The organism is Ruegeria sp. B11 (assembly GCF_056539785.1).
Genome location: NZ_JBQFVO010000001.1, coordinates 43,105 through 62,106, shown reverse-complemented (window position 1 = coordinate 62,106; position 19,002 = coordinate 43,105). Strand labels below are relative to the sequence as shown.

Annotated in this window: 20 protein-coding genes; 7 read left to right on the top strand and 13 right to left on the bottom strand. The window is 58.9% G+C overall.

Annotated features, from left to right (window positions below):
* Nucleotides 1–110 precede the first annotated feature (110 nt).
* The 6 genes from ACR0I1_RS00365 to rpiA form a co-directional block, all read right to left on the bottom strand.
* Nucleotides 111–1,553 carry a Do family serine endopeptidase gene (locus ACR0I1_RS00365; RefSeq protein WP_480503421.1) on the bottom strand — a complete coding sequence of 481 codons (1,443 nt, stop codon included), beginning with the start codon at nt 1,551–1,553 and terminating at the stop codon, nt 111–113.
* A 179-nt stretch (nt 1,554–1,732) separates the two neighbouring features.
* Complete coding sequence (locus tag ACR0I1_RS00360) at nt 1,733–1,927, bottom strand: DUF2065 domain-containing protein (protein WP_170393554.1); 195 nt, start codon at nt 1,925–1,927, stop codon at nt 1,733–1,735.
* Complete coding sequence (hflC, locus tag ACR0I1_RS00355; RefSeq protein ID WP_170393556.1) at nt 1,927–2,823, bottom strand: protease modulator HflC; 897 nt, start codon at nt 2,821–2,823, stop codon at nt 1,927–1,929. Before hflC ends, ACR0I1_RS00360 begins: the two co-directional genes overlap by 1 nt.
* Nucleotides 2,823–3,965, bottom strand: coding sequence for an FtsH protease activity modulator HflK (hflK, locus tag ACR0I1_RS00350; RefSeq protein WP_170393723.1), 1,143 nt, complete (start codon nt 3,963–3,965; stop codon nt 2,823–2,825). Before hflK ends, hflC begins: the two co-directional genes overlap by 1 nt.
* 72 nt (nt 3,966–4,037) lie before the next feature.
* A complete protein-coding gene (gor, locus tag ACR0I1_RS00345; protein WP_480704472.1) occupies nt 4,038–5,396 on the bottom strand; it encodes a glutathione-disulfide reductase in 1,359 nt (452 codons plus the stop codon).
* 129 nt (nt 5,397–5,525) lie between these two features.
* Nucleotides 5,526–6,311 carry a ribose-5-phosphate isomerase RpiA gene (gene rpiA / locus ACR0I1_RS00340; protein ID WP_170421048.1) on the bottom strand — a complete coding sequence of 262 codons (786 nt, stop codon included), beginning with the start codon at nt 6,309–6,311 and terminating at the stop codon, nt 5,526–5,528.
* Nucleotides 6,312–6,478: 167 nt separating this feature from the next.
* Here rpiA and ACR0I1_RS00335 point away from each other — a divergent pair, with 167 nt between their 5' ends.
* From ACR0I1_RS00335 to ACR0I1_RS00320, 4 genes are read left to right on the top strand one after another with little or no spacing between them, the layout of a single operon-like run.
* Nucleotides 6,479–7,180 (top strand): glutathione S-transferase family protein, encoded by a 702-nt coding sequence (locus tag ACR0I1_RS00335; RefSeq protein ID WP_480704470.1) that lies wholly within the window; start codon nt 6,479–6,481, stop codon nt 7,178–7,180.
* Nucleotide 7,181: 1 nt separating this feature from the next.
* Nucleotides 7,182–8,555: an L-serine ammonia-lyase gene (locus ACR0I1_RS00330; RefSeq protein ID WP_170511074.1), complete on the top strand. Its 1,374-nt coding sequence runs from the start codon at nt 7,182–7,184 to the stop codon at nt 8,553–8,555.
* Between the two features lie 27 nt (nt 8,556–8,582).
* A complete protein-coding gene (locus ACR0I1_RS00325; RefSeq protein ID WP_480704468.1) occupies nt 8,583–8,999 on the top strand; it encodes a GFA family protein in 417 nt (138 codons plus the stop codon).
* 45 nt (nt 9,000–9,044) lie between these two features.
* Nucleotides 9,045–9,959, top strand: a complete 915-nt coding sequence (locus ACR0I1_RS00320) for a DMT family transporter (RefSeq protein ID WP_170563387.1) — start codon at nt 9,045–9,047, stop codon at nt 9,957–9,959.
* On the opposite strand, the gene ACR0I1_RS00315 is transcribed toward ACR0I1_RS00320, so the two are convergent.
* Nucleotides 9,904–10,611, bottom strand: a complete 708-nt coding sequence (locus ACR0I1_RS00315) for a thiamine diphosphokinase (protein WP_480704466.1) — start codon at nt 10,609–10,611, stop codon at nt 9,904–9,906. The two genes, ACR0I1_RS00320 and ACR0I1_RS00315, sit on opposite strands and share 56 nt — an antisense overlap.
* A 120-nt stretch (nt 10,612–10,731) precedes the next feature.
* Here ACR0I1_RS00315 and ACR0I1_RS00310 point away from each other — a divergent pair, with 120 nt between their 5' ends.
* Entirely contained in the window at nt 10,732–12,405 is a 1,674-nt protein-coding gene (locus tag ACR0I1_RS00310; RefSeq protein WP_480704464.1) for a hypothetical protein, read from the top strand.
* 98 nt (nt 12,406–12,503) lie between these two features.
* Here the strand turns inward: ACR0I1_RS00310 and ACR0I1_RS00305 are convergent, their stop codons facing one another.
* The 6 genes from ACR0I1_RS00305 to nthA all read right to left on the bottom strand — a co-directional run bounded on the left by ACR0I1_RS00305 (nt 12,504) and on the right by nthA (nt 16,660).
* Entirely contained in the window at nt 12,504–13,211 is a 708-nt protein-coding gene (locus ACR0I1_RS00305) for a porin family protein (protein WP_480704462.1), read from the bottom strand.
* A gap of 79 nt (nt 13,212–13,290) precedes the next feature.
* Nucleotides 13,291–13,533: a DUF2842 domain-containing protein gene (locus tag ACR0I1_RS00300; RefSeq protein ID WP_170511086.1), complete on the bottom strand. Its 243-nt coding sequence runs from the start codon at nt 13,531–13,533 to the stop codon at nt 13,291–13,293.
* On the bottom strand, nt 13,533–14,825 hold the full coding sequence (locus ACR0I1_RS00295; protein ID WP_170393577.1) for an adenylosuccinate synthase: 1,293 nt from the start codon (nt 14,823–14,825) through the stop codon (nt 13,533–13,535). Before ACR0I1_RS00295 ends, ACR0I1_RS00300 begins: the two co-directional genes overlap by 1 nt.
* Nucleotides 14,826–15,045: 220 nt before the next feature.
* A complete protein-coding gene (locus ACR0I1_RS00290) occupies nt 15,046–15,375 on the bottom strand; it encodes a nitrile hydratase accessory protein (RefSeq protein WP_480704460.1) in 330 nt (109 codons plus the stop codon).
* Entirely contained in the window at nt 15,372–16,049 is a 678-nt protein-coding gene (nthB, locus tag ACR0I1_RS00285) for a nitrile hydratase subunit beta (protein ID WP_170596043.1), read from the bottom strand. Before nthB ends, ACR0I1_RS00290 begins: the two co-directional genes overlap by 4 nt.
* A complete protein-coding gene (gene nthA / locus ACR0I1_RS00280; protein ID WP_170404906.1) occupies nt 16,046–16,660 on the bottom strand; it encodes a nitrile hydratase subunit alpha in 615 nt (204 codons plus the stop codon). The genes nthB and nthA overlap by 4 nt, the downstream gene beginning before the upstream one ends.
* Before the next feature lie 151 nt (nt 16,661–16,811).
* Here nthA and secG point away from each other — a divergent pair, with 151 nt between their 5' ends.
* Together secG and ACR0I1_RS00270 are read left to right on the top strand one after the other, a co-directional pair.
* Nucleotides 16,812–17,180 (top strand): preprotein translocase subunit SecG, encoded by a 369-nt coding sequence (secG, locus tag ACR0I1_RS00275; protein ID WP_010439184.1) that lies wholly within the window; start codon nt 16,812–16,814, stop codon nt 17,178–17,180.
* A gap of 159 nt (nt 17,181–17,339) precedes the next feature.
* Entirely contained in the window at nt 17,340–18,983 is a 1,644-nt protein-coding gene (locus ACR0I1_RS00270; RefSeq protein ID WP_480704458.1) for a CTP synthase, read from the top strand.
* Nucleotides 18,984–19,002 lie beyond the last annotated feature (19 nt).

Sequence of the window (19,002 nt, the reverse complement as noted above, 5' to 3'; positions counted from 1 at the left end):
TGTACAGAGCCATATGCCTTCCCCGGCATATGGCTTTTTTCTTTACAAAGTATGAAAAAGGCCGGGAAAATATCCCGACCTTCTAATTTCAGATCTGTTCGCTGAGTTTATTATTCTAGGCTCAGCGCTACGAACCGGGGTTCCCCGCCCCGCCGCACCAGCAGCAACAGAGATTTGCGTCCTGCTTCACGCGCCTCATCCATCCGCGTCTCCAGATCAGTGATCGAAGTCACCTTCTGCTGCCCCGCCTCAGTGATAAGATCACCGGCGCGCAGACCCTTTTCAAAGGCTTCCGAGGATTCATCAACATTGGTCACCAACAATCCTTCGGCGTCGGCATCCAGACCCAATTCCTCGCGCTGGCTATCCCCCAGCGGAGCGATGGTCAGGCCAAGAATATCCTTGTCTTCCTCCGTCGGCGTTTCGGCTTCCGGCTCTTCGCCGTTCTCGGCACGTTCGGCGTCTTCGCGGCGGCCCAGCGTCACCAGCACGGTTTGGGTGCCTCCATCACGGTGCACGACCACACGCACGGATTTGCCAACGGTGGTCTCTCCCACCTGCCGCACAAGGCCGCGTGTATCCTCGACCTCGACGCCATCAAAGCTGATGATCACGTCTCCGGCCAGCAGGCCCGCTTCTTTTGCCGGGCCGTCCGGTACATCGCTGATCAACGCACCTCCGGGTTTGTCCAGCCCCATCGCCTCGGCCATATCCTCGGTCACGTCCTGAATGCGCACGCCCAGCCAACCGCGGCGGGTCTCCCCGAACTCACGCAGTTGATCAACGACCTTGATCACCACGTTAGAAGCCATCGAGAAACCAATCCCGATCGAGCCGCCATTGGGCGACAGGATCGCAGTATTTACGCCGATCACCTCGCCATTCATGTTGAACAGCGGCCCACCCGAGTTGCCCCGGTTGATCGCAGCATCGGTCTGGATGTAGTCATCATATGACCCGCTCAGTGCCCGATTCCGGGCCGAGATAATCCCTGCTGACACCGAAAAGCCTTGCCCCAGCGGGTTCCCCATCGCGATCACCCAATCGCCCACGCGGGCAATGTCGCTGTCACCGAACTGCACGTATTTCAGCGGCCCTTCCGCCTCGACTTTCAGCAGCGCGATGTCGGTCTTTTCGTCCCGGCCGATTACCTTGGCAACCAAATCTTTCGCGGGCTGGCCATCACCGGGAAAAAACTCGACCAATATCTCATCGGCTTCGGCAATCACGTGATTGTTGGTGACGATATAGCCGTCTTCCGAGATCACGAAGCCCGAGCCCAGCGCATTGCTGCGACGTGGACGATTTTCATTGTCCCCGCCATTGCGATCCTGAAACTCTCGGAAAAAGTCTTCGAATGGTGAGCCCTCAGGCACGATCCCTTGCGGGCCAGTCTGGCCTTCGATCAGTGTCGACGTGGTGATATTGACCACCGCAGGGCTAATCTGTTCAGCCAGCGGCGCCAGGCTATCACCCCGTGCCTGCGCGGACACAGATTGAGCCAAAACCAGCAGCACCCCCACTAAGGTCAGCCACATCAGCCGCATCTTCATAACAAAATCGTCCCGTCGGACGGACACACTGCGCGCCTTAGCCTGCACTTGGGGTCTCCTTGTTGACTAATTCTCTGTTGGCATCACCTGGATGCCCTTCTTTGCAACCAATGTAGTCAGTTTGTCCCGGCCCGCAACTCGGGATCGCGGGGAAATCACCGGTGCGTGAAACCATCGCATCAAAAACCGACCTGATATGCGCCCCACAGCAGCACCAGCCCACTGACCACACAAAGCAGCCCGACCAGCCGCCGCGCCTGTTCCGGCAACGCGCGCAGCGCCTCAAGCATGCGTTCTATAAGCGAAGGGGCCAGCGCATAGGCCAGCCCCTCGACAATCAGTACCAGCCCGAAGGCCAGAAGGATCATGCCCATCACTCAGCGGCCGCAGCTGCCGGTGCCCGACGCCCGGTCGGAGAAGCAAGGTAGTTGAAGAACTCCGAGTCCGGGCTCAGGATCAACGAGCTGTTGCTGCCTTGCAGGGCATTCTCATAGGCGGTCAGCGAACGGTAGAATTCAAAGAACTCCGGATCGGCACCATAGGCTTCGGCGAAGATCGCGTTGCGTTCGGCATCGGCCTCACCGCGAATGATCTCGGCCTCACGGTTGGCGTCGGAAACCAGTTCAACCACGGTCCGGTCGGCCTGCGCGCGCACACGCTGCGCGGCTTCGTTACCGCGGGCGCGTTCGTCGGTCGCTTCACGTTCACGTTCTGCCTTCATCCGGTCAAACGTCGCCTCAAGGTTGGCCTGCGGCAGATCGGTCGCCTTCAGACGCACATCGATTACGTTCACGCCCAGCGCACGTGCCTGTGCAATCGCGCTGTTGCGGATACGCAGCATCAGTGCGGCACGATCCGAACTCAGGATGTCACGGGACGAAACCGAACCCAGTACTTCGCGGGTTTCGGCGCGCAGAATGCGGTCCAGACGATCCTCGGCAACCGGGATACCGCCGACACCAACGGCCTGACGGAACTGTTCCAGATCAGAAATCCGGTAGCGTGCGAAGGCATCGACCACCAGACGACGATCGTCCAGAGGCGTCACTTCCAGCGGCTGAACGTCAATCGACAGGATACGGTCGTCATACCGCACCACTTCCTGAATCAGCGGGATTTTGAATGCCAGCCCCGGATCTTCCTTAACCGCAACAACGCGACCAAATTGCAGAACCAGAGCGCGTTCACGCTCGTCCACGATGAAGATCGAGGACAGAACACCGACAATCGCAAGAAAGATGATCGGCAGAATAAACGTTGTCTTACGCATCAGTTGCTCTCCCCTGCAGGGTTACGGCGCAACTCGTTGAGCGGCAGATAAGGCACAACGCCCTGCCCCGATCCTGTCGAGTTTTCATCCAGAATGATCTTGTCCACATCACCCAGCACCTGCTCCATGCGTTCCAGATACAGACGTTTGCGGGTCACATCAGGCGCTTTGGAATATTCCTCCAAAACCGCGCTAAAGCGGCTGGCTTCACCCTGTGCACCGTTGATCTGCTGGGCACGATAAGCTTCGGCCTCTTCCAGTACCTGCGCGGCTTCACCACGCGCTTCGGCCAGAACGCGGTTGGCATAAGCGTCAGCAACGTTCTGCAACCGGTCACGCTCCTGCGCGGCGGCCTGAACGTCGCGGAACGCGGCAATCACGTCCTGTGGCGGGTCGGCCTTGTCAAAGTTCACACGAACGATGTTCACACCCGAATCGTAGCTGTCCATAGTCTCCTGAATCAGCTCCTGCAGGCGATCAGCAATGATGCCACGATCCCGGTTCAGGATCGGGGCCAGCTCGCTTTGGGCAATAATCTCACGCATCGCCGATTCAGACACGGCGCGGATCGTCTGGCGCGGATCACGCAGGTTGAACAGGAATTTCGCCGGGTCGTTGATGTTCCAGACAACCTGATAGTCGATATCGACCACATTCTCGTCACCGGTCAGCATCAGACCATCGTCGCTGCCACGGGCACCGCCCATGTCTTCGTTCTGTTCGCGGGTCACCGGAATGACCTCGGCGGTCACAAACGGCCACGGGGCAAAGTTCAGGCCCGGGTTTCCGACCGCCGAGAATTCGCCCAGAAACAGCTCAACCGACTGTTCTTCCGGTTTGACGGTATAGAAGCTTGCCAAACCCCAAAGACCAGCCGCAACCAGCAGACCGATCGCAACAGTCCCTTTGGTAAACGCGGGGCCACCACCGCCGCCCGAACCATTCGTACCACGGCCACCGCCGCCACGACCGCCCATTAGGACGCGCAGCTGCTCCTGGCCTTTCTTCATCAGCTCATCGATCTCGGGGATCTGCGGGCCGTCACCTTCGGGGGGCTTGCGCCCATCCCCGTTATTACCCCGATTTCCTCCGCCTCCGGATGAGCCTCCGCCCCCCCAGGGGCCGCCGCTGTTGCCCGCCATATGTATCTTTTCCCTTGTGTTGGACCGTGTGATCACGGGTTCCCTTGTAACGTGTGTGCGCGCGCTTGCAAATCAAGCCGTGCGCACAGGTTGCCGCATTGTCACCAGTTCTTCGGCCATCACCGGATGAACTGCAACCGTACGGTCGAAATCTTCTTTGGTGGCACCCATCTTTACGGCAATTCCGGCAAGTTGGATCATCTCACCCGCGCCCGGCGCAACGATGTGACAGCCGAGGATTTTCCGCGTCTCTTGCGACACGATCAGCTTCATCAGCACGCGCTGTGTGCCTCCGGCAAACGCCTTCTGCATGGGCTTGAATGAGGTCGCATAAACCTCAATCGGTTCCTGTTCCGCAGCCGCTTCCTCGCTGAGGCCCACAGTACCCATTTCCGGCTGGGTAAAGATGGCGGTCGGGATCAGTTCGTGATCAACGGGCGTTGGGTTGCCTTTGAAGACGGTTTCGACAAAGGCCATGCCTTCGCGGATCGCCACAGGGGTCAGGTTCACCCGATCGGTTACATCACCAATGGCAAAGATCGAGGGCACGCCTGTCTGGCTGTACTCATCCACCACGATCTCACCTTTACGACCGCGCGCGACGCCCAAGGCCTCAAGCCCCAGATCATCCGCATTCGGCGCGCGACCCGTGGCATACATCACAACGTCGAACAGCTGCTCGGAGCCATTTGTGGCCTTCACCCAGATTTTGTCGCCTTGCTGTTTCATCTCAAGCACGTTGGTGCCCAGATGCAGGTCGATGCCGTTCTGGCACATCTCCTCACTGATCAGCCCGCGCGCCTCATCGTCAAAGCCCCGCAAAATCTGCGCCCCGCGATAGAACTGAGTCGTATTGACCCCCATCCCGTTCATGATCCCGGCAAATTCACAGGCGATATAGCCACCGCCAACGATCAGCATGGATTCGGGCAATTCATCCAGATGGAAAATTTCATTCGAGGTGATCGCAAGCTCTGATCCCGGGAACTCGGGTACAACCGGGCGACCGCCCGTTGCGACAAGAATATGCTTGGCCGTCTTGCGGGAACCATCAGCCAGTTCAACCGTATGCGGATCAACCACATGGGCGCGCTGGTCGAAACTTTCGACACCATTGTTCTTCAGGATATTGCGGTAGATGCCTTCCAACCGGTCGAGTTCTGCGTGCAGTTTGCCTTTGAACATGTTCCAGTTGAACGCACCGGGCTGCATGTCCCAGCCATAAGCCTGCGCGTCACCGATCGTATCAGCGAACTCACTGGCAAAAACCATCAGCTTCTTGGGTACACAGCCACGGATCACGCAGGTTCCGCCGTACCGATCCTCTTCCGCCAAGGCCACTTTGGCGCCGTTTTCACCCGCCGCCACCCGTGCCGCGCGAACTCCGCCCGAGCCGCCTCCGATGACGAACAGATCATAGTCAAAGCTCATGTACGAGTTCCTTTTATTCCGCGTGGCCAAAATTCACTGGATATCTGGGCGCAAATCCTGAACTGCCAACCCCTGACGCGGGAAATAGTGATTTTTCTTCTGCAGTTTATCGCGCCACTTGCCTGATCTTTAGTCCGCCAGATCGGAAAACAGGTTGTCCCCGCCGTCGCCCAGCATATCGGTCAGGACTGTACCCTCATTGATATCACGCAATTCGACCCGGCCATCGCCATAACCAATGACAACCTTGTCGCAAATATCAATGAACAGCCCATTTTCGACCACACCCGGGATCTGATTCATCACCAGTGCCAGTTGGCGGGCATTGCCGATCCGCTTGAGATGCAGGTCCAGAATGTGATTGCCCTCATCCGTAACCTTGGGTGCCTCACCGTTCATGCGCAAAGTGACCGAGGTGCCCAGCACATCCATAGTGTCCAGCGCCTCTTCAATCAGGGTGCGGGTGGTCTGCCAGCCGAACGGGATCACCTCGACCGGCAGAGGGAATGCGCCCAGCGTCTCAACCTCTTTGCCTGCATCCGCGATCACCACCATCTGATCGCTGGCTGTGGCCACAATCTTTTCCTGCAACAGCGCAGCACCACCGCCCTTGATCAGGTTGAACTCGCCATCAAACTCATCCGCGCCGTCGATTGTCAGGTCCAACCAGCCGGCCTGATCCAGCGAGACGACCTCGATCCCTTCTTCCCGCGCCAATTGCGCCGTCGCGGTCGATGTCGGAACGCCCTTGATTTTCAACCCTCCATCGCGCACCCGTTCACCCAGGCGGCGCACCAACCATGCGGCGGTCGAGCCTGTCCCCAATCCCACACGCATCCCGTCCTGAACAAGATCGGCGGCGCGACAGGCAGCAACGTATTTCGCTTTGTCGATGGGCGACAAATCTCTGGTCATGGCAGCTTCCCCCAAGAATACTGCCAGACTTATACGGAATGCCCCGCGCAACTGCGAGAGGCAAAACACTTCATACCTGTGCTAACATGTCGCTGAAATACGCGTTTCCGATAGGAAACGTCGCAATCAGCCTCTATTGTGATCGCCAGACCCCCTAGATAGTCGCCATGGAATCGCCATACCGCCTGCACTACGCCCCCGACAACGCCTCGCTGGTGATCCGGCTGGCGCTGGAAGAGATGGGCCTACCCTATGAGACCGTACTGGTCGATCGCGCCAGCGATGCACAGAATAGTGCGGCGTATCGGGCGTTGAATCCGAACGGGCTGATCCCGGTGCTGGAGACGCCCCAGGGTCCGATCTTCGAGACCGCCGCAATCCTGCTGTGGCTGGCTGATACGCATGGGCAATTGGCCCCGACACAGGTCAGCCCTGATCGGGCGGCATTCCTGAAGTGGCTGTTCTTCGCCTCTAATACCCTGCATGCCGATCTGCGAATGCTGTTCTATGCCGAGAAATACATCGCGGCAGATCAAGCCGATACACTACGCTCCGGCATCCGCCCGCGGCTGCGGCAGCACCTGAAACTGCTGGATGCTCAGGCCCAAAAAGCGCCCGACTGGTTCAGTGCTGATCACCCTTCAGTCCTGACGATATATGTCGCCTGCATGATGCGCTGGATGGCGCTTTATCCCGCTAAGGCGGACCGCAGCTGGTATCAACTCGCCGACACGCCTTATCTGCAAAAAATCCTGATGCAGCTAGAATCAAACCCGTCGACCCGCGCAGCTATTGCCGCCGAGGGGCTGGGGGTCACTCCCTTCACCTCGCCGACCTACGCCAACCCTCCAGAAGGCTCAGCTACCTGATATGTTTCTCTCTGTCTTCGATATGTTCAAAGTGGGCATCGGCCCATCTTCTTCCCACACCATGGGTCCGATGGTGGCCGCCGCACGGTTCCTTGACCTGATGCGCGCCTCACCGTTCGAGTTTTCGGGCCTGCGCGGCTCGTTGCACGGCTCGCTGGCCTTTACCGGCGTCGGCCACGCCACCGACCGCGCTACAATTCTGGGCCTCGCCGGGTTTGTGCCTGACACCTATGACAACGACAAGGCCGAAGCCACACTGGCAGCTATCGCAGAATCCCATACGGTGACACCCGAAGGCCTGCCGACGCTGAGCTTTGATCCCAAAGCCGATCTGATCTTCGACTACGACAACAATCTGCCCGGTCATGCCAATGGTATGATCCTGATGGCCACTGACGCACAAGGCGATGTCATCCTGCGTCAGGTCTACTACTCCATCGGTGGAGGATTTGTTCTTACGGAAGAGGAATTGGCCGAAGGCAAGGCAACTGACGAAGGTGCGCCTGTGCCCTTCCCATTCAAATCCGCCGCCGAAATGCTGCAAATGGCCAAAGACAACGGTAAAAGCATCGCTCAGATGAAGCGCGAAAATGAGATCGCGCGCGGTTGCGCGGATAGCTTTGCCAAAGGCACCGCGCGTCTTTGGCAGGTCATGAATGACTGCATCGAGCGTGGGCTAAAAACGGATGGCATCCTGCCCGGTGGTCTCAGCGTGCGCCGCCGCGCCAAAGGCATTCACGATGCCCTGCTGGCGGAACGCGGCATGAACCTGAATGCCCCGCATACGATCAACGACTGGATGAGCGTCTACGCCATGGCCGTGAACGAGGAAAACGCAGCCGGTGGGCAAGTTGTCACCGCCCCCACGAATGGCGCGGCGGGCGTGCTGCCATCAGTTCTGCGCTACTACCTCGATCACGTGCCCGGCGCGTCCGAAAGCCATGTCGAGGATTTCCTGCTGACCGCCGCCGCCATCGGTGGTCTGGTCAAGTTCAACGCTTCGATCTCGGGCGCTGAAGCGGGCTGTCAGGCCGAGGTTGGCAGCGCGTCAGCCATGGCTGCGGCAGGCATGTGCGCCGTGATGGGCGGTACGCCTGAGCAGGTTGAGAACGCCGCCGAGATCGCGTTGGAACATCACCTTGGCATGACCTGCGATCCGGTTGCGGGTCTTGTGCAGGTGCCTTGTATCGAGCGCAACGGCCTGGGTGCGATCAAGGCCGTCTCAGCCGCATCGCTGGCGCTTCGCGGCGACGGCAAGCACTTTATGCCATTGGACGCAGCCATTGAAACGATGCGTCAGACCGGCGAGGATATGCACGAGAAATACAAGGAAACATCTTTGGGCGGGTTGGCCGTCAACGTGCCGAACTGCTGATCTGACAGCAAGAACAAGTGGGGTGACATGCACGGACATTGCCTGTGCGGCAAGATTGGATACGAGGTTGACCCTCCGGTTCTGTCCTGTGTCACCTGCCATTGCGACAGCTGCCGTCGCCAATGCGCCGCTCCGATGACCACCTATTTCGGCGTGCGCGACGGCAATTGGCGCTGGACCGGTGAGCAGCCGAAACGCTTCAATTCCTCACCCGGAGTCGAGCGCAGTTTCTGCCCCCATTGCGGCACGCCGATATCCTTCCGGTCCACGGTGATGTCGGATGTGATGCACCTCTATGTGGCGACGCTGGAAAAACCCGAAGCACTCAGCCCAACCTTGCATGTCGCGCACGAGGAAAAGCTTAGCTGGCTGCAGCTTGGTGACGGCCTGCCCACCTGCATCGGCCCGGATTACACCAAAGTCCAACCCCTGCCCGACACCTGAGATCAGAGCTTCCCCCTGTGCCGCTAAAGCGCTAGCGTCGCGCACATGACTCAGGATCGTCCCGTTCTCGGCATCATATTGATGCTCGGTTTTTGCGTGCTCGCACCGCTGGGTGACGGGATGGCAAAGCTGTTGGGTGAAACCACAGCTTTGGGACTGCTGGTACTGGTGCGGTTTGCTGTTCAGGCGATGATCTTGATCCCACTGATCGCGATGACCGGCAAGCCATGGAAGATGACGCCGCGCGTTTTGCGCCTGACGATGATCCGCACCCTTCTGCACATCATTGGGATCGCAGCGATGTTCACAGCGCTGCAATATATGCCGCTGGCCGATACCGTGGCCATCGCCTTTGTAATGCCCTTCATCATGCTGCTTTTGGGCAAATACGTACTGGGCGAACAGGTCGGCCCCCGACGTCTGGTCGCCTGTGTCGTGGGATTCATCGGCACCTTGCTGGTCATCCAACCCAGCTTTGCACAAGTGGGCGCGCCCGCCTTGCTGCCCCTGATCGTTGCGGTGGTCTTCGCCCTGTTCATGTTGGTTACGCGGCAGATCGCCAAGGAAACAGACCCGGTTGCACTGCAGGCGGTATCGGGGGCCATGGCTACCGTCTTTTTGCTTCCGATTGTCCTGCTGGGTTCCCAGATCGGCCTGCCAGCAATGTCCCTGACCATGCCCACGGCCGAGACGCTCTGGCTGCTGCTGGGGATCGGTGTGCTGGGCACCGTGGCGCATCTGCTGATGACATGGTCTCTGCGCTATGCGCCGTCTGCGACTCTGGCCCCGATGCAATATCTAGAGATTCCGGTCGCCACCCTGATCGGCTGGCTGATCTTCCACGATCTGCCAAACGGGCTGGCCGCGCTAGGCATCGGCATCACCATCGCGGCCGGGCTCTACGTTATCCTGCACGAGCGGGCCAACGCTCGGTCCGGCCCGACTGAAACGCCTGCATGACCTGATCCAACGCCGCGCGCGGCAGGATCGTCAGCAACCCGGGTCCATTGACCTCAAGCGTTAGCGCTCCTAGCGCTCGGTTAGAGGTTCCGACCTGCCCGTCCGGTTCTAGCACCAGATCATCAATCGGCCATTCCAGCCCCTCGCTGCGCCCGGTCACCCGCCGCAGCGGAAACAATGAAACCGTGTCTCCTGCTGTGAGCTCCAGACTGATCCTGGGTGGCGCATGAAAGACAATTTCTCGTGCGCCCAACAGGACACAAGGCCGATCCTGCAACCGAACCAGAGTATTGAACGCCACCAACTGATGATCCACCCGCGCGCCCAGAAATCCTGCTGCCAGCACCACAGGCGCGTCCATATTGCGCAGCGCCTTGTCAAAATCGGTGCTGTTCTGCTCGGATATCTGGAACAACCGATCCTTGGGAATCCGGGCCAGATATTCTGCCGTAATCGAGTCCAAATCGCCGATCACTGCGTCCGGCATCCGTCCCGAATCAATCAACGCAGCCGCACCGCCATCCGCCGCAACGGCAGAATTGACGCGATTTAGCACCAGATTCACATCCTCTGAATAGATTTCGCCCCCACCAAACAGCCCGATTGGCCCGCCAGAGCGAACAATTGCCCCATTTTCCACAAGATTGACCATAATTTCCAGTTTTGGACATAATGAAACCACAAAATGATAGCTTCATGGCTAGAGTTTCGAGTCGGTTGCCCCTGCTGTGTCTGGTAATCGACCTGGTAGTTTGTAAAGGACATGCGTCTGATGGTACAGAACAACAAGGTACTCACCGTTTCATACGGCACCTTTTCGTGCACCCTCGAAGGCTTTGACGATTCATTTGAAACAATGAAGGCGATCGCCGAGTATTTCCGGGACCTTGCAGCGGATGACCGATACTTCGGATCGGAACCTCCTCAGCCTGACGCCGAGATGCTGACCCGGATCGCACAGCGGGACGCCGCACAGAAGGTTGAAGCCAGCCAGAACGAGACCGGCCTGTTGCTGCGCGCAACGGAAACCGCCCCGGTTGCAGCACCGACCCCCGCTGCAATTGCGCCAGCCACAGCACCTGAACCTGTTCAGCCTGTCGCGGATGTTGTTCCCCCTGCTCAGTCTGCTCCGCAATCCGAAGATGCTCCCGCCGCTGACAGCATCGCAGCCAAGCTGCAGCGAATCCGGGCTGTTGTTTCGCATTCCGATGCTGCCCCTGCCGGATACTCTGAAGACGAAGACGTCAGCTATCTGCAGCCCGTGAAGCCAAAGGTCGATGCAATTTCTGCCGCTTTTGAGTCCGGCGCGCTGAGCCCGACCGATCTGGAAGACACGGCCGCGGACGACGCTCCGGCAACGGCCCCGAAGGTCGAACAGCCTGCTGAACCTGAGCAAATGGCAACCATCGCTGAGCTGCCCGTTCAGGACGAAGAACCTATCGCACCTGCCACCAACGAGCAGGACGAAGTCGAACCAGCCCCGATCATCTCACCGGCGATCACTACCGAACTTGAAGACGAGGACGAAGCGCCCGAACAGCCGGCAGCCGATGTCACGGACAAGGACGTGTTGTTCTCGGACCTCGACGACGAATCTGAAACTGAAGACGAAGGCCCCTCAAACATCCTGAATGACCAGGACAACACCGACGAAGATGAAACAACACCGGATCTTACCGGCCTCGCCCATGGCGTCATCTCGGCCGAGGATGAGGCGCTGCTGCTTGACGAAATGGCGCTGGTAGAATCCGAGCTGGCGGCAAACACGACGGCTGAGCTGCCCGATATGACGGGTCTGGATCAGGACGTCTCGCGCCTGATGGACGAAGCGGGCGCCCATATGGATGATCCTGCCACCAGCGGCCAGCGCGAAACATATTCTCACCTGCGCACTGCCGTTGCTGCAACCGAAGCAGACCGCGAAGATGGCGCAGACAAATCTCAGACACCCGAGGATGATTATCGCGGTGATCTGGCCTCGGTCGTCAATCCACGCCGACCCGAGATCGAGGTCACCAGTGAACGCCCCACCCCGGATGCTGCCGCACCATTGAAGCTGGTGGCTGAACAGCGGGTGGATACCGAAACGGCTGACACCGGCCCGGTGACACCGCGCCGTGTCACCTCTGCGGACGAGGAATCTGCAGATGAAGAAGGTGGTTTTGCCGCCTTTGCGCAAGAACAGGGTGCCCAATCACTACTCGACCTGCTGGAAGCTGCCGCGGCTTATTTGTCCTTCATCGAAGGTCAGGAACAGTTCTCGCGTCCACAGCTGATGAACAAAGTTCGCTCGCTCAAGCAGGACTCGTTCAACCGCGAAGAAAGCTTGCGCTCATTCGGTCAGTTGCTGCGGGACGGCAAGATCGAAAAGGCCGGAGGTGGCCGTTTCGCCGCCTCAACCCAAATCGGGTTCCGCCCGAACGACGACGAGCGTGCCGCTGGCTGACTCCAAGATTCCCCGATACCCCCTCGAGACAAAATTGGGCCAGAGGAAACTCTGGCCCTTTTTCGTTCCGTGGCTGGCAGCCAAAAAGCCAATCAAGTTCAGAAGTTGAACGCCAGCGCCACGTAAGGGCCGGTCAGGATCAGATCAATCACATCGCGCCCGTCTTCAAACTCAACATCCAGATGGCGATACCCGCCCGCAACGTTGATATTCTCACGCCACTTCCAACTAGCCTGCACCAGCGCTTCCCACTGGAATTCCGAGCCATAACCGAAGCCGCCGATATTGCCCATCGCTGTGAGGCTCCAGCGGTCATTCAGCGCGTAGTTATAGCGTGCGCCGATCAACGGGTCGGTCCAGCTTTGATCTGTGCTGAAGGTGCGATCCAGCACGGTGGTCGAAACATCCAGGTCCCAATGGCGCAGCCCGGCCAACGCTTCCAACCGTGACCGATCATCCTGATAGACCGCATAGCTGGCCGCCAGTGAGACCATCGTGCCCTCAAGATTCCAACTGGCTGCATCGTCAAACCGACCGACCGAGACATCGTCACCCAAATTGAGATAATTGAATTCACCACCAATGGTCCAACGCCCATTTCGGGCCTGACCAGCGATCAGGAACGCGCCCTTAAGAATGTCGAAGATCGAGGTATCCCCGTTCACCGGCGGGTTTGGTCCCACGTCCAGTGAGGTTCTGAATTCCGGCCCCCAGAAATAAGGCGCAATGGTATAGCGCCAATCATCGGCCTGAGCGCTGCTCGCGATACATGTTGTGGTAACCGCCGCTAATACCCGTTTTTTCATGCCCTGTCTGCCTCTGGTTGCCGCGAAAGAAAGTCGCAAACATCGTGCCACGCAGAAGACACCAAGACAATCGGGCGGCTTAGCTTTGATCTTGATCCGGGTCCTCTTTGCCCACCCCGCGGAAGACAAATTTGAACGGCAACGCCCAGACAATGCCAAGTGCGACATATACCAGAAGTTCCAGCCAGACCGGCGGGCGATCCAGCCAGTTCACGATTGTCACAACCGCAACGATATAGATGGGGAGCCCGATCAGCAGCAGCACCAATGACCACCGCCGACGTGCCTTATAGCTGAGGCCGGGTTTGTCGTTGCTGCTCATCAATCTGCAAACGGGTCGGTCACCAGAATGGTGTCCTCCCGCTCCGGGCTGGTGGACAAAAGGGCGACCGGACATTCGATCAATTCCTCGACGCGGCGCACGTATTTGATCGCGTTCGCAGGCAAGTCTGCCCAACTGCGCGCGCCTTCGGTGGATTCGCTCCAGCCCGGCATCTCTTCGTAAATCGGCGTGCAACGTGCTTGCTGGTCGGCGGCGGTCGGCAGATAGTCCAGACGATCGCCATCCAGCTCATATCCAACGCAGATTTTCAGCGTCTCGAACCCGTCCAGCACATCCAGCTTGGTCAGGGAGATGCCGTTCACGCCGCTGGTCGCGCAGGTTTGGCGTACCAGACAGGCATCGAACCAACCACAACGGCGTTTGCGCCCCGTCGTGGTGCCGAACTCATGCCCCCGTTCGCCCAGGCGCTGGCCATCTTCGTCGTCTAATTCGGTTGGAAAAGGCCCCTCACCCACGCGGGTCGTGTACGCCTTGACGATGCCCAAAACGAAGTCGATCGAACCCGGCCCAATCCCAACGCCTGTCGAGGCCTGGCCCGCAATCACATTCGACGATGTCACAAACGGATAGGTCCCGAAATCGATATCCAGCAGCGCACCCTGTGCGCCTTCGAACAGGATTCGCTTGCCTGCCTTGCGCTTCTCGTTCAGCACCTTCCATACGGGCGCGGCAAACGGCAGAATCTGTGGTGCGATCTCTTTCAGCTGCGCAATCAACGCGTCACGATCAATAGGTTCCAACCCCAAACCATTGCGCAGCGCATTGTGATGGACCAGAGCCCGATCGACCCGCAGCGCTAGCGTCGCATCATCAGCCAGATCAGCCACCCGGATCACACGCCGACCAACCTTGTCTTCATAGCATGGACCGATCCCGCGACCGGTCGTGCCGATCTTGGCCACCGAGTTCTGGCTTTCGCGCGCACGATCCAGCTCGCCATGGAACGGCAGGATGAGCGGGGTGTTCTCGGCAATCATCAGCGTCTCGGGCGTGATATCGACACCCTGCGCGCGGATCGTACCGATCTCTTTGATCAGGTGCCAAGGGTCCAAAACGACCCCATTGCCGATCACGCTCAGCTTTCCACCGCGTACGACGCCCGAAGGTAGCGCATGCAGTTTGTAAACCTCACCCTCAATGACCAGCGTGTGCCCGGCATTATGTCCACCCTGAAAACGCGCGATCACATCCGCTCGCTCACTGAGCCAGTCGACGATCTTGCCTTTTCCTTCGTCGCCCCACTGGGCGCCGACAACAACCACGTTGGCCATATCCGGTCCTTTTGCGCTGAATATTCAAACCCGGCTCATATAGCCGGGCACAGACGGCAGGGAAACCGATATTTCGCCGCAGATACAAATCGTGCCGCTCGCGATGCCTCCGGTGGAGGTGATTTTGGCCTGATGAAGAGCGGATCCCCTGCTTCATCTGGCCAAAAGTACCTCGGGGGAGTCGCCCGGACGGGCGGCGGGGGCAGCGCCCCCTCTGCTTTTAGCGCAATTGTACGGGATGACCGTGGGGTGTTGTCAGGTAAGCCTCTTCCCATGCATTGCGAAGATCCTGGACATCATCAGGGGGCGCTTCCCCCTGCTCAGCCAGCAGCGCCTCCAAGGTCTCCAACCAAGCGTGAAAGTAATCGTCCCCACCATCCAGATCTTTTTTGAGGCCGTTCCGTTTCAAAGTATTGGAAAACCGTTCCGCCCAGTCCGGCCAATCAAACCGGCCCGCTTCGTTCAAGGCCACTGTGACCGCAAAAACCTGCGCGTGCCAGGGCTCGGCAAAAATCGGCTCGGGGGCTGAGTGAGTGATACAATCGCTCATGCGGGCTCCAAATAAGACTGCCAGAGGTCCAGCACGACTTCATCCGCCGGGTGCTCAGGGTTTGCCCAAAGTTCTGAGGCGGGAAACACGACCGCATATAGCGGCTCGGGGGCTTCACCCAACCCATGGGCGTTGGAATCCGGCAGGACATGAGTGCCATGCAGCCTGAGGATGCGACCCGTTGCACCCGCGGCATAGATCGGCAACCGGGTGTGGCCGCCATCAACCAGTCGATTGGCGCTCTGGCCCAAGGTTCGGACGGCCTGTCCAGCCTGAAACCGAACTTCGACGTTCGACGGGCGATCTGCGGGTCCACCTTTGGCCAAAGCGCCTGCGACGGCGTCAGCCTTCAGGGTACGCTCAGTCAGAGGATGAACACCATCCCCGTCAACACCGCGCAAATCATCAAGCGTCAGGACACCCTTTTCGACCAGAAGATCAGCCAGACCGGACATCCATTTCTCATAGTAAGAAAACCGCGCGTAGTCCGTAGGAGACAACCTTTCCCGCGCGTGGCGTGAGACATCGATATTCCATTGCCCCAGAAACCCCGCAGCGAGCGTTACCGCCAGCGCCCGACCGTGCCAGTCTTCGGCAAACACCGGCGCGTCTTCGGGTTCCGGGTTCACCGGACCATCACCAAAGCGCCCTCCCATATCATGTACGCGCGTCATGACGGCACCTTGGGTAGCCCAGTGCCGATCATGCTGTCGCGGGTGACCAGCGCGGCCAGTTCATCCGCGTTCAATCCTTCTGTGCTCTCTGGGCGCATCGGCAGGACGAGGTAACGAATTTCGGCCGTCGAATCCCAGACGCGAACCGAAGTGCCTTCGGGCAAGGTAACGCCAAACTCAGACAGGACCTTGCGCGGCTCTCGCACGGCGCGGGCGCGGTAAGCGTCAGATTTGTACCAGCCCGGTGGAATTCCTAGCAGCGGCCACGGGTAACAGCTGCACAAGGTGCAGACGACCATGTTGTGCTGTTCAGGCGTGTTCTCGACGACCACCATATGCTCACCCTGACGACCGTAATAGCCCAGATCCGCCACGACTGATGTGGCGTCTGCCAGCAGCGCGGCTCTGAAATCGGGATCACTCCAAGCCTTGGCAACAACATGCGCGCCGTTCTGTGGACCTATCTTGTTCTGATAAGTATCGATGATTTCATCCAGCGCTGCAGGATCAATCAGACCCTTGCGGGTCAGAATCGTCTCAAGCGCTTTGACGCGCAGCGCGGGTTCGGGAGGCAACAGGGCGTGCGGGTGGTCGTGATCATCATGTGGCATGAGGCGCAGCCTGCGCGACAGAACAGCGCTCTGTCCAGTCTCTTTGGTGTGATATGAAACATCACCGCACGTGATGCCAACTCGTGACTTGCCCCCGCTGGCAAACTTGCATAAGTACCACGCGATACACGCCACGCTGTACAGGACCACCATGGAAAACGTCGTTCTCATCATCCACCTTCTTCTGGCCTTGGGCCTGATTGTCGTTGTGCTGATGCAACGTTCCGAAGGCGGCGGCCTTGGGATGGGTGGCGGTGGCGGCGGGGCCATGACGGGCCGCGCGGCAGCAACGGCGTTGGGCAAGCTGACATGGATCCTGGCCGCGTGCTTTATCGTCACCTCGATCACGCTGACGATTCTGGCGGCCCAGAAATCTTCTGGCAGCTCGGTGATTGACCGTTTGGGCGTGCCTGCCCCGGCCCCGGCTGAGGAAAGCGCTCCGGCAGTCCCATCGGCAGATGAATTGTTGCCGCCGGCGCAAGGCGACAATGCTCCGCTGATCCCGCAGGCGGCCGACTAAGCCACAAAACCTAGAAAGCCATAAGGGAACTGCAACAGCATCTTGCGGTTCTCTTGCGCTATGTGCGCGAATCCTTTATACGTGAAGTCCCGTGATGCAGCGGTTTTTTCGAACCGCCGGGCAGCTAATAATGACGTCTCACGGGAGCAGCCGAAAAACATGGCGCGTTTTATTTTCATCACTGGTGGTGTGGTTTCGTCCTTGGGCAAAGGACTGGCTTCGGCGGCGTTGGGATCGCTGTTGCAGGCCCGCGGATATTCGGTGCGTCTGCGCAAGCTGGACCCCTATCTAAACGTCGATCCGGGCACCATGTCGCCCTTCGAACATGGCGAAGTATTCGTCACCGATGACGGCGCTGAAACCGATCTGGACCTTGGTCATTACGAACGCTTCACCGGTGTGGCGGCACGCAAGACCGACTCGGTCAGCTCGGGGCGGATTTATTCCAATGTGCTGGAGAAAGAGCGCCGTGGAGATTACCTCGGCAAAACCATTCAGGTGATCCCGCACGTCACCAATGAGATCAAGGATTTCATCGCGATTGGCGAGGATGAAGTTGATTTCATGCTCTGTGAAATCGGCGGCACCGTAGGTGATATTGAGGGCCTGCCCTTCTTTGAAGCGATCCGCCAGTTCAGTCAGGACAAGCCGCGCGGTCAGTGTATCTTCATGCACCTGACGTTGCTGCCCTATATCAAAGCCTCGGGCGAGTTGAAAACCAAGCCGACCCAGCATTCGGTGAAAGAGTTGCGCTCGATCGGTCTAGCCCCCGACATTCTGGTCTGCCGGTCCGAGGGACCGATTCCAACCAAAGAACGCGAAAAGCTGGCCCTTTTCTGCAATGTCCGCCCTGACAGCGTGATTGCCGCACAAGACCTCAGCACCATCTACGACGCCCCGCTGGCCTATCACCGTGAAGGTCTGGATCAGGCGGTTCTGGACGCATTCCAGATCAGCCCGGCCCCCAAGCCCGATCTGGCCAAATGGGAAGACGTCAGCGACCGCATCCACAACGCCGAAGGCGAAGTGAAAGTAGCCATCGTCGGCAAATACACCCAGCTTGAAGATGCCTACAAGTCAATTGCCGAGGCCCTGACCCATGGCGGCATGGCCAACCGCGTCCGCGTCAAGATCGAGTGGGTCGATGCCGAGGTGTTTGACAACGAAGACGCCGCACCTCATCTGGAAGGCTTCCACGCCATCCTGGTCCCCGGCGGCTTTGGCGAGCGTGGGACAGAAGGCAAGATCAAGGCCGCTCAATATGCGCGTGAACACAAAGTGCCCTATCTGGGCATCTGTCTGGGCATGCAGATGGCCGTGATCGAAGCCGCACGCAACGCGGCGGGAATCACCGAAGCCGGGTCCGAGGAATTCGACCACGAGGCTGGCAAAAAGCGTTTTGAACCCGTTGTTTACCACCTGAAAGAATGGGTGCAGGGCAACCACAAGGTCGAACGCAAAGTCGGAGACGACAAGGGCGGCACCATGCGTTTGGGCGCCTATAATGCGGTTCTGGCCGAAGGCTCGAAGGTCGCGGAAGTCTATGGCAGCACCCAGATTGAGGAACGCCACCGTCACCGCTACGAGGTCGACATCAAATACCGCGACAAGCTGGAAAAGGCAGGCCTGAATTTCTCGGGCATGTCCCCGGATGGTCGCCTGCCGGAAATCGTCGAATGGTCGGATCACCCATGGTTTATTGGTGTTCAGTATCACCCGGAACTGAAATCCAAACCCTTCGACCCGCACCCCCTGTTCCGCGAATTCGTGCGCGCCGCGAAAGACACCTCGCGTCTGGTCTGATCACGGGCCGATAACAGAT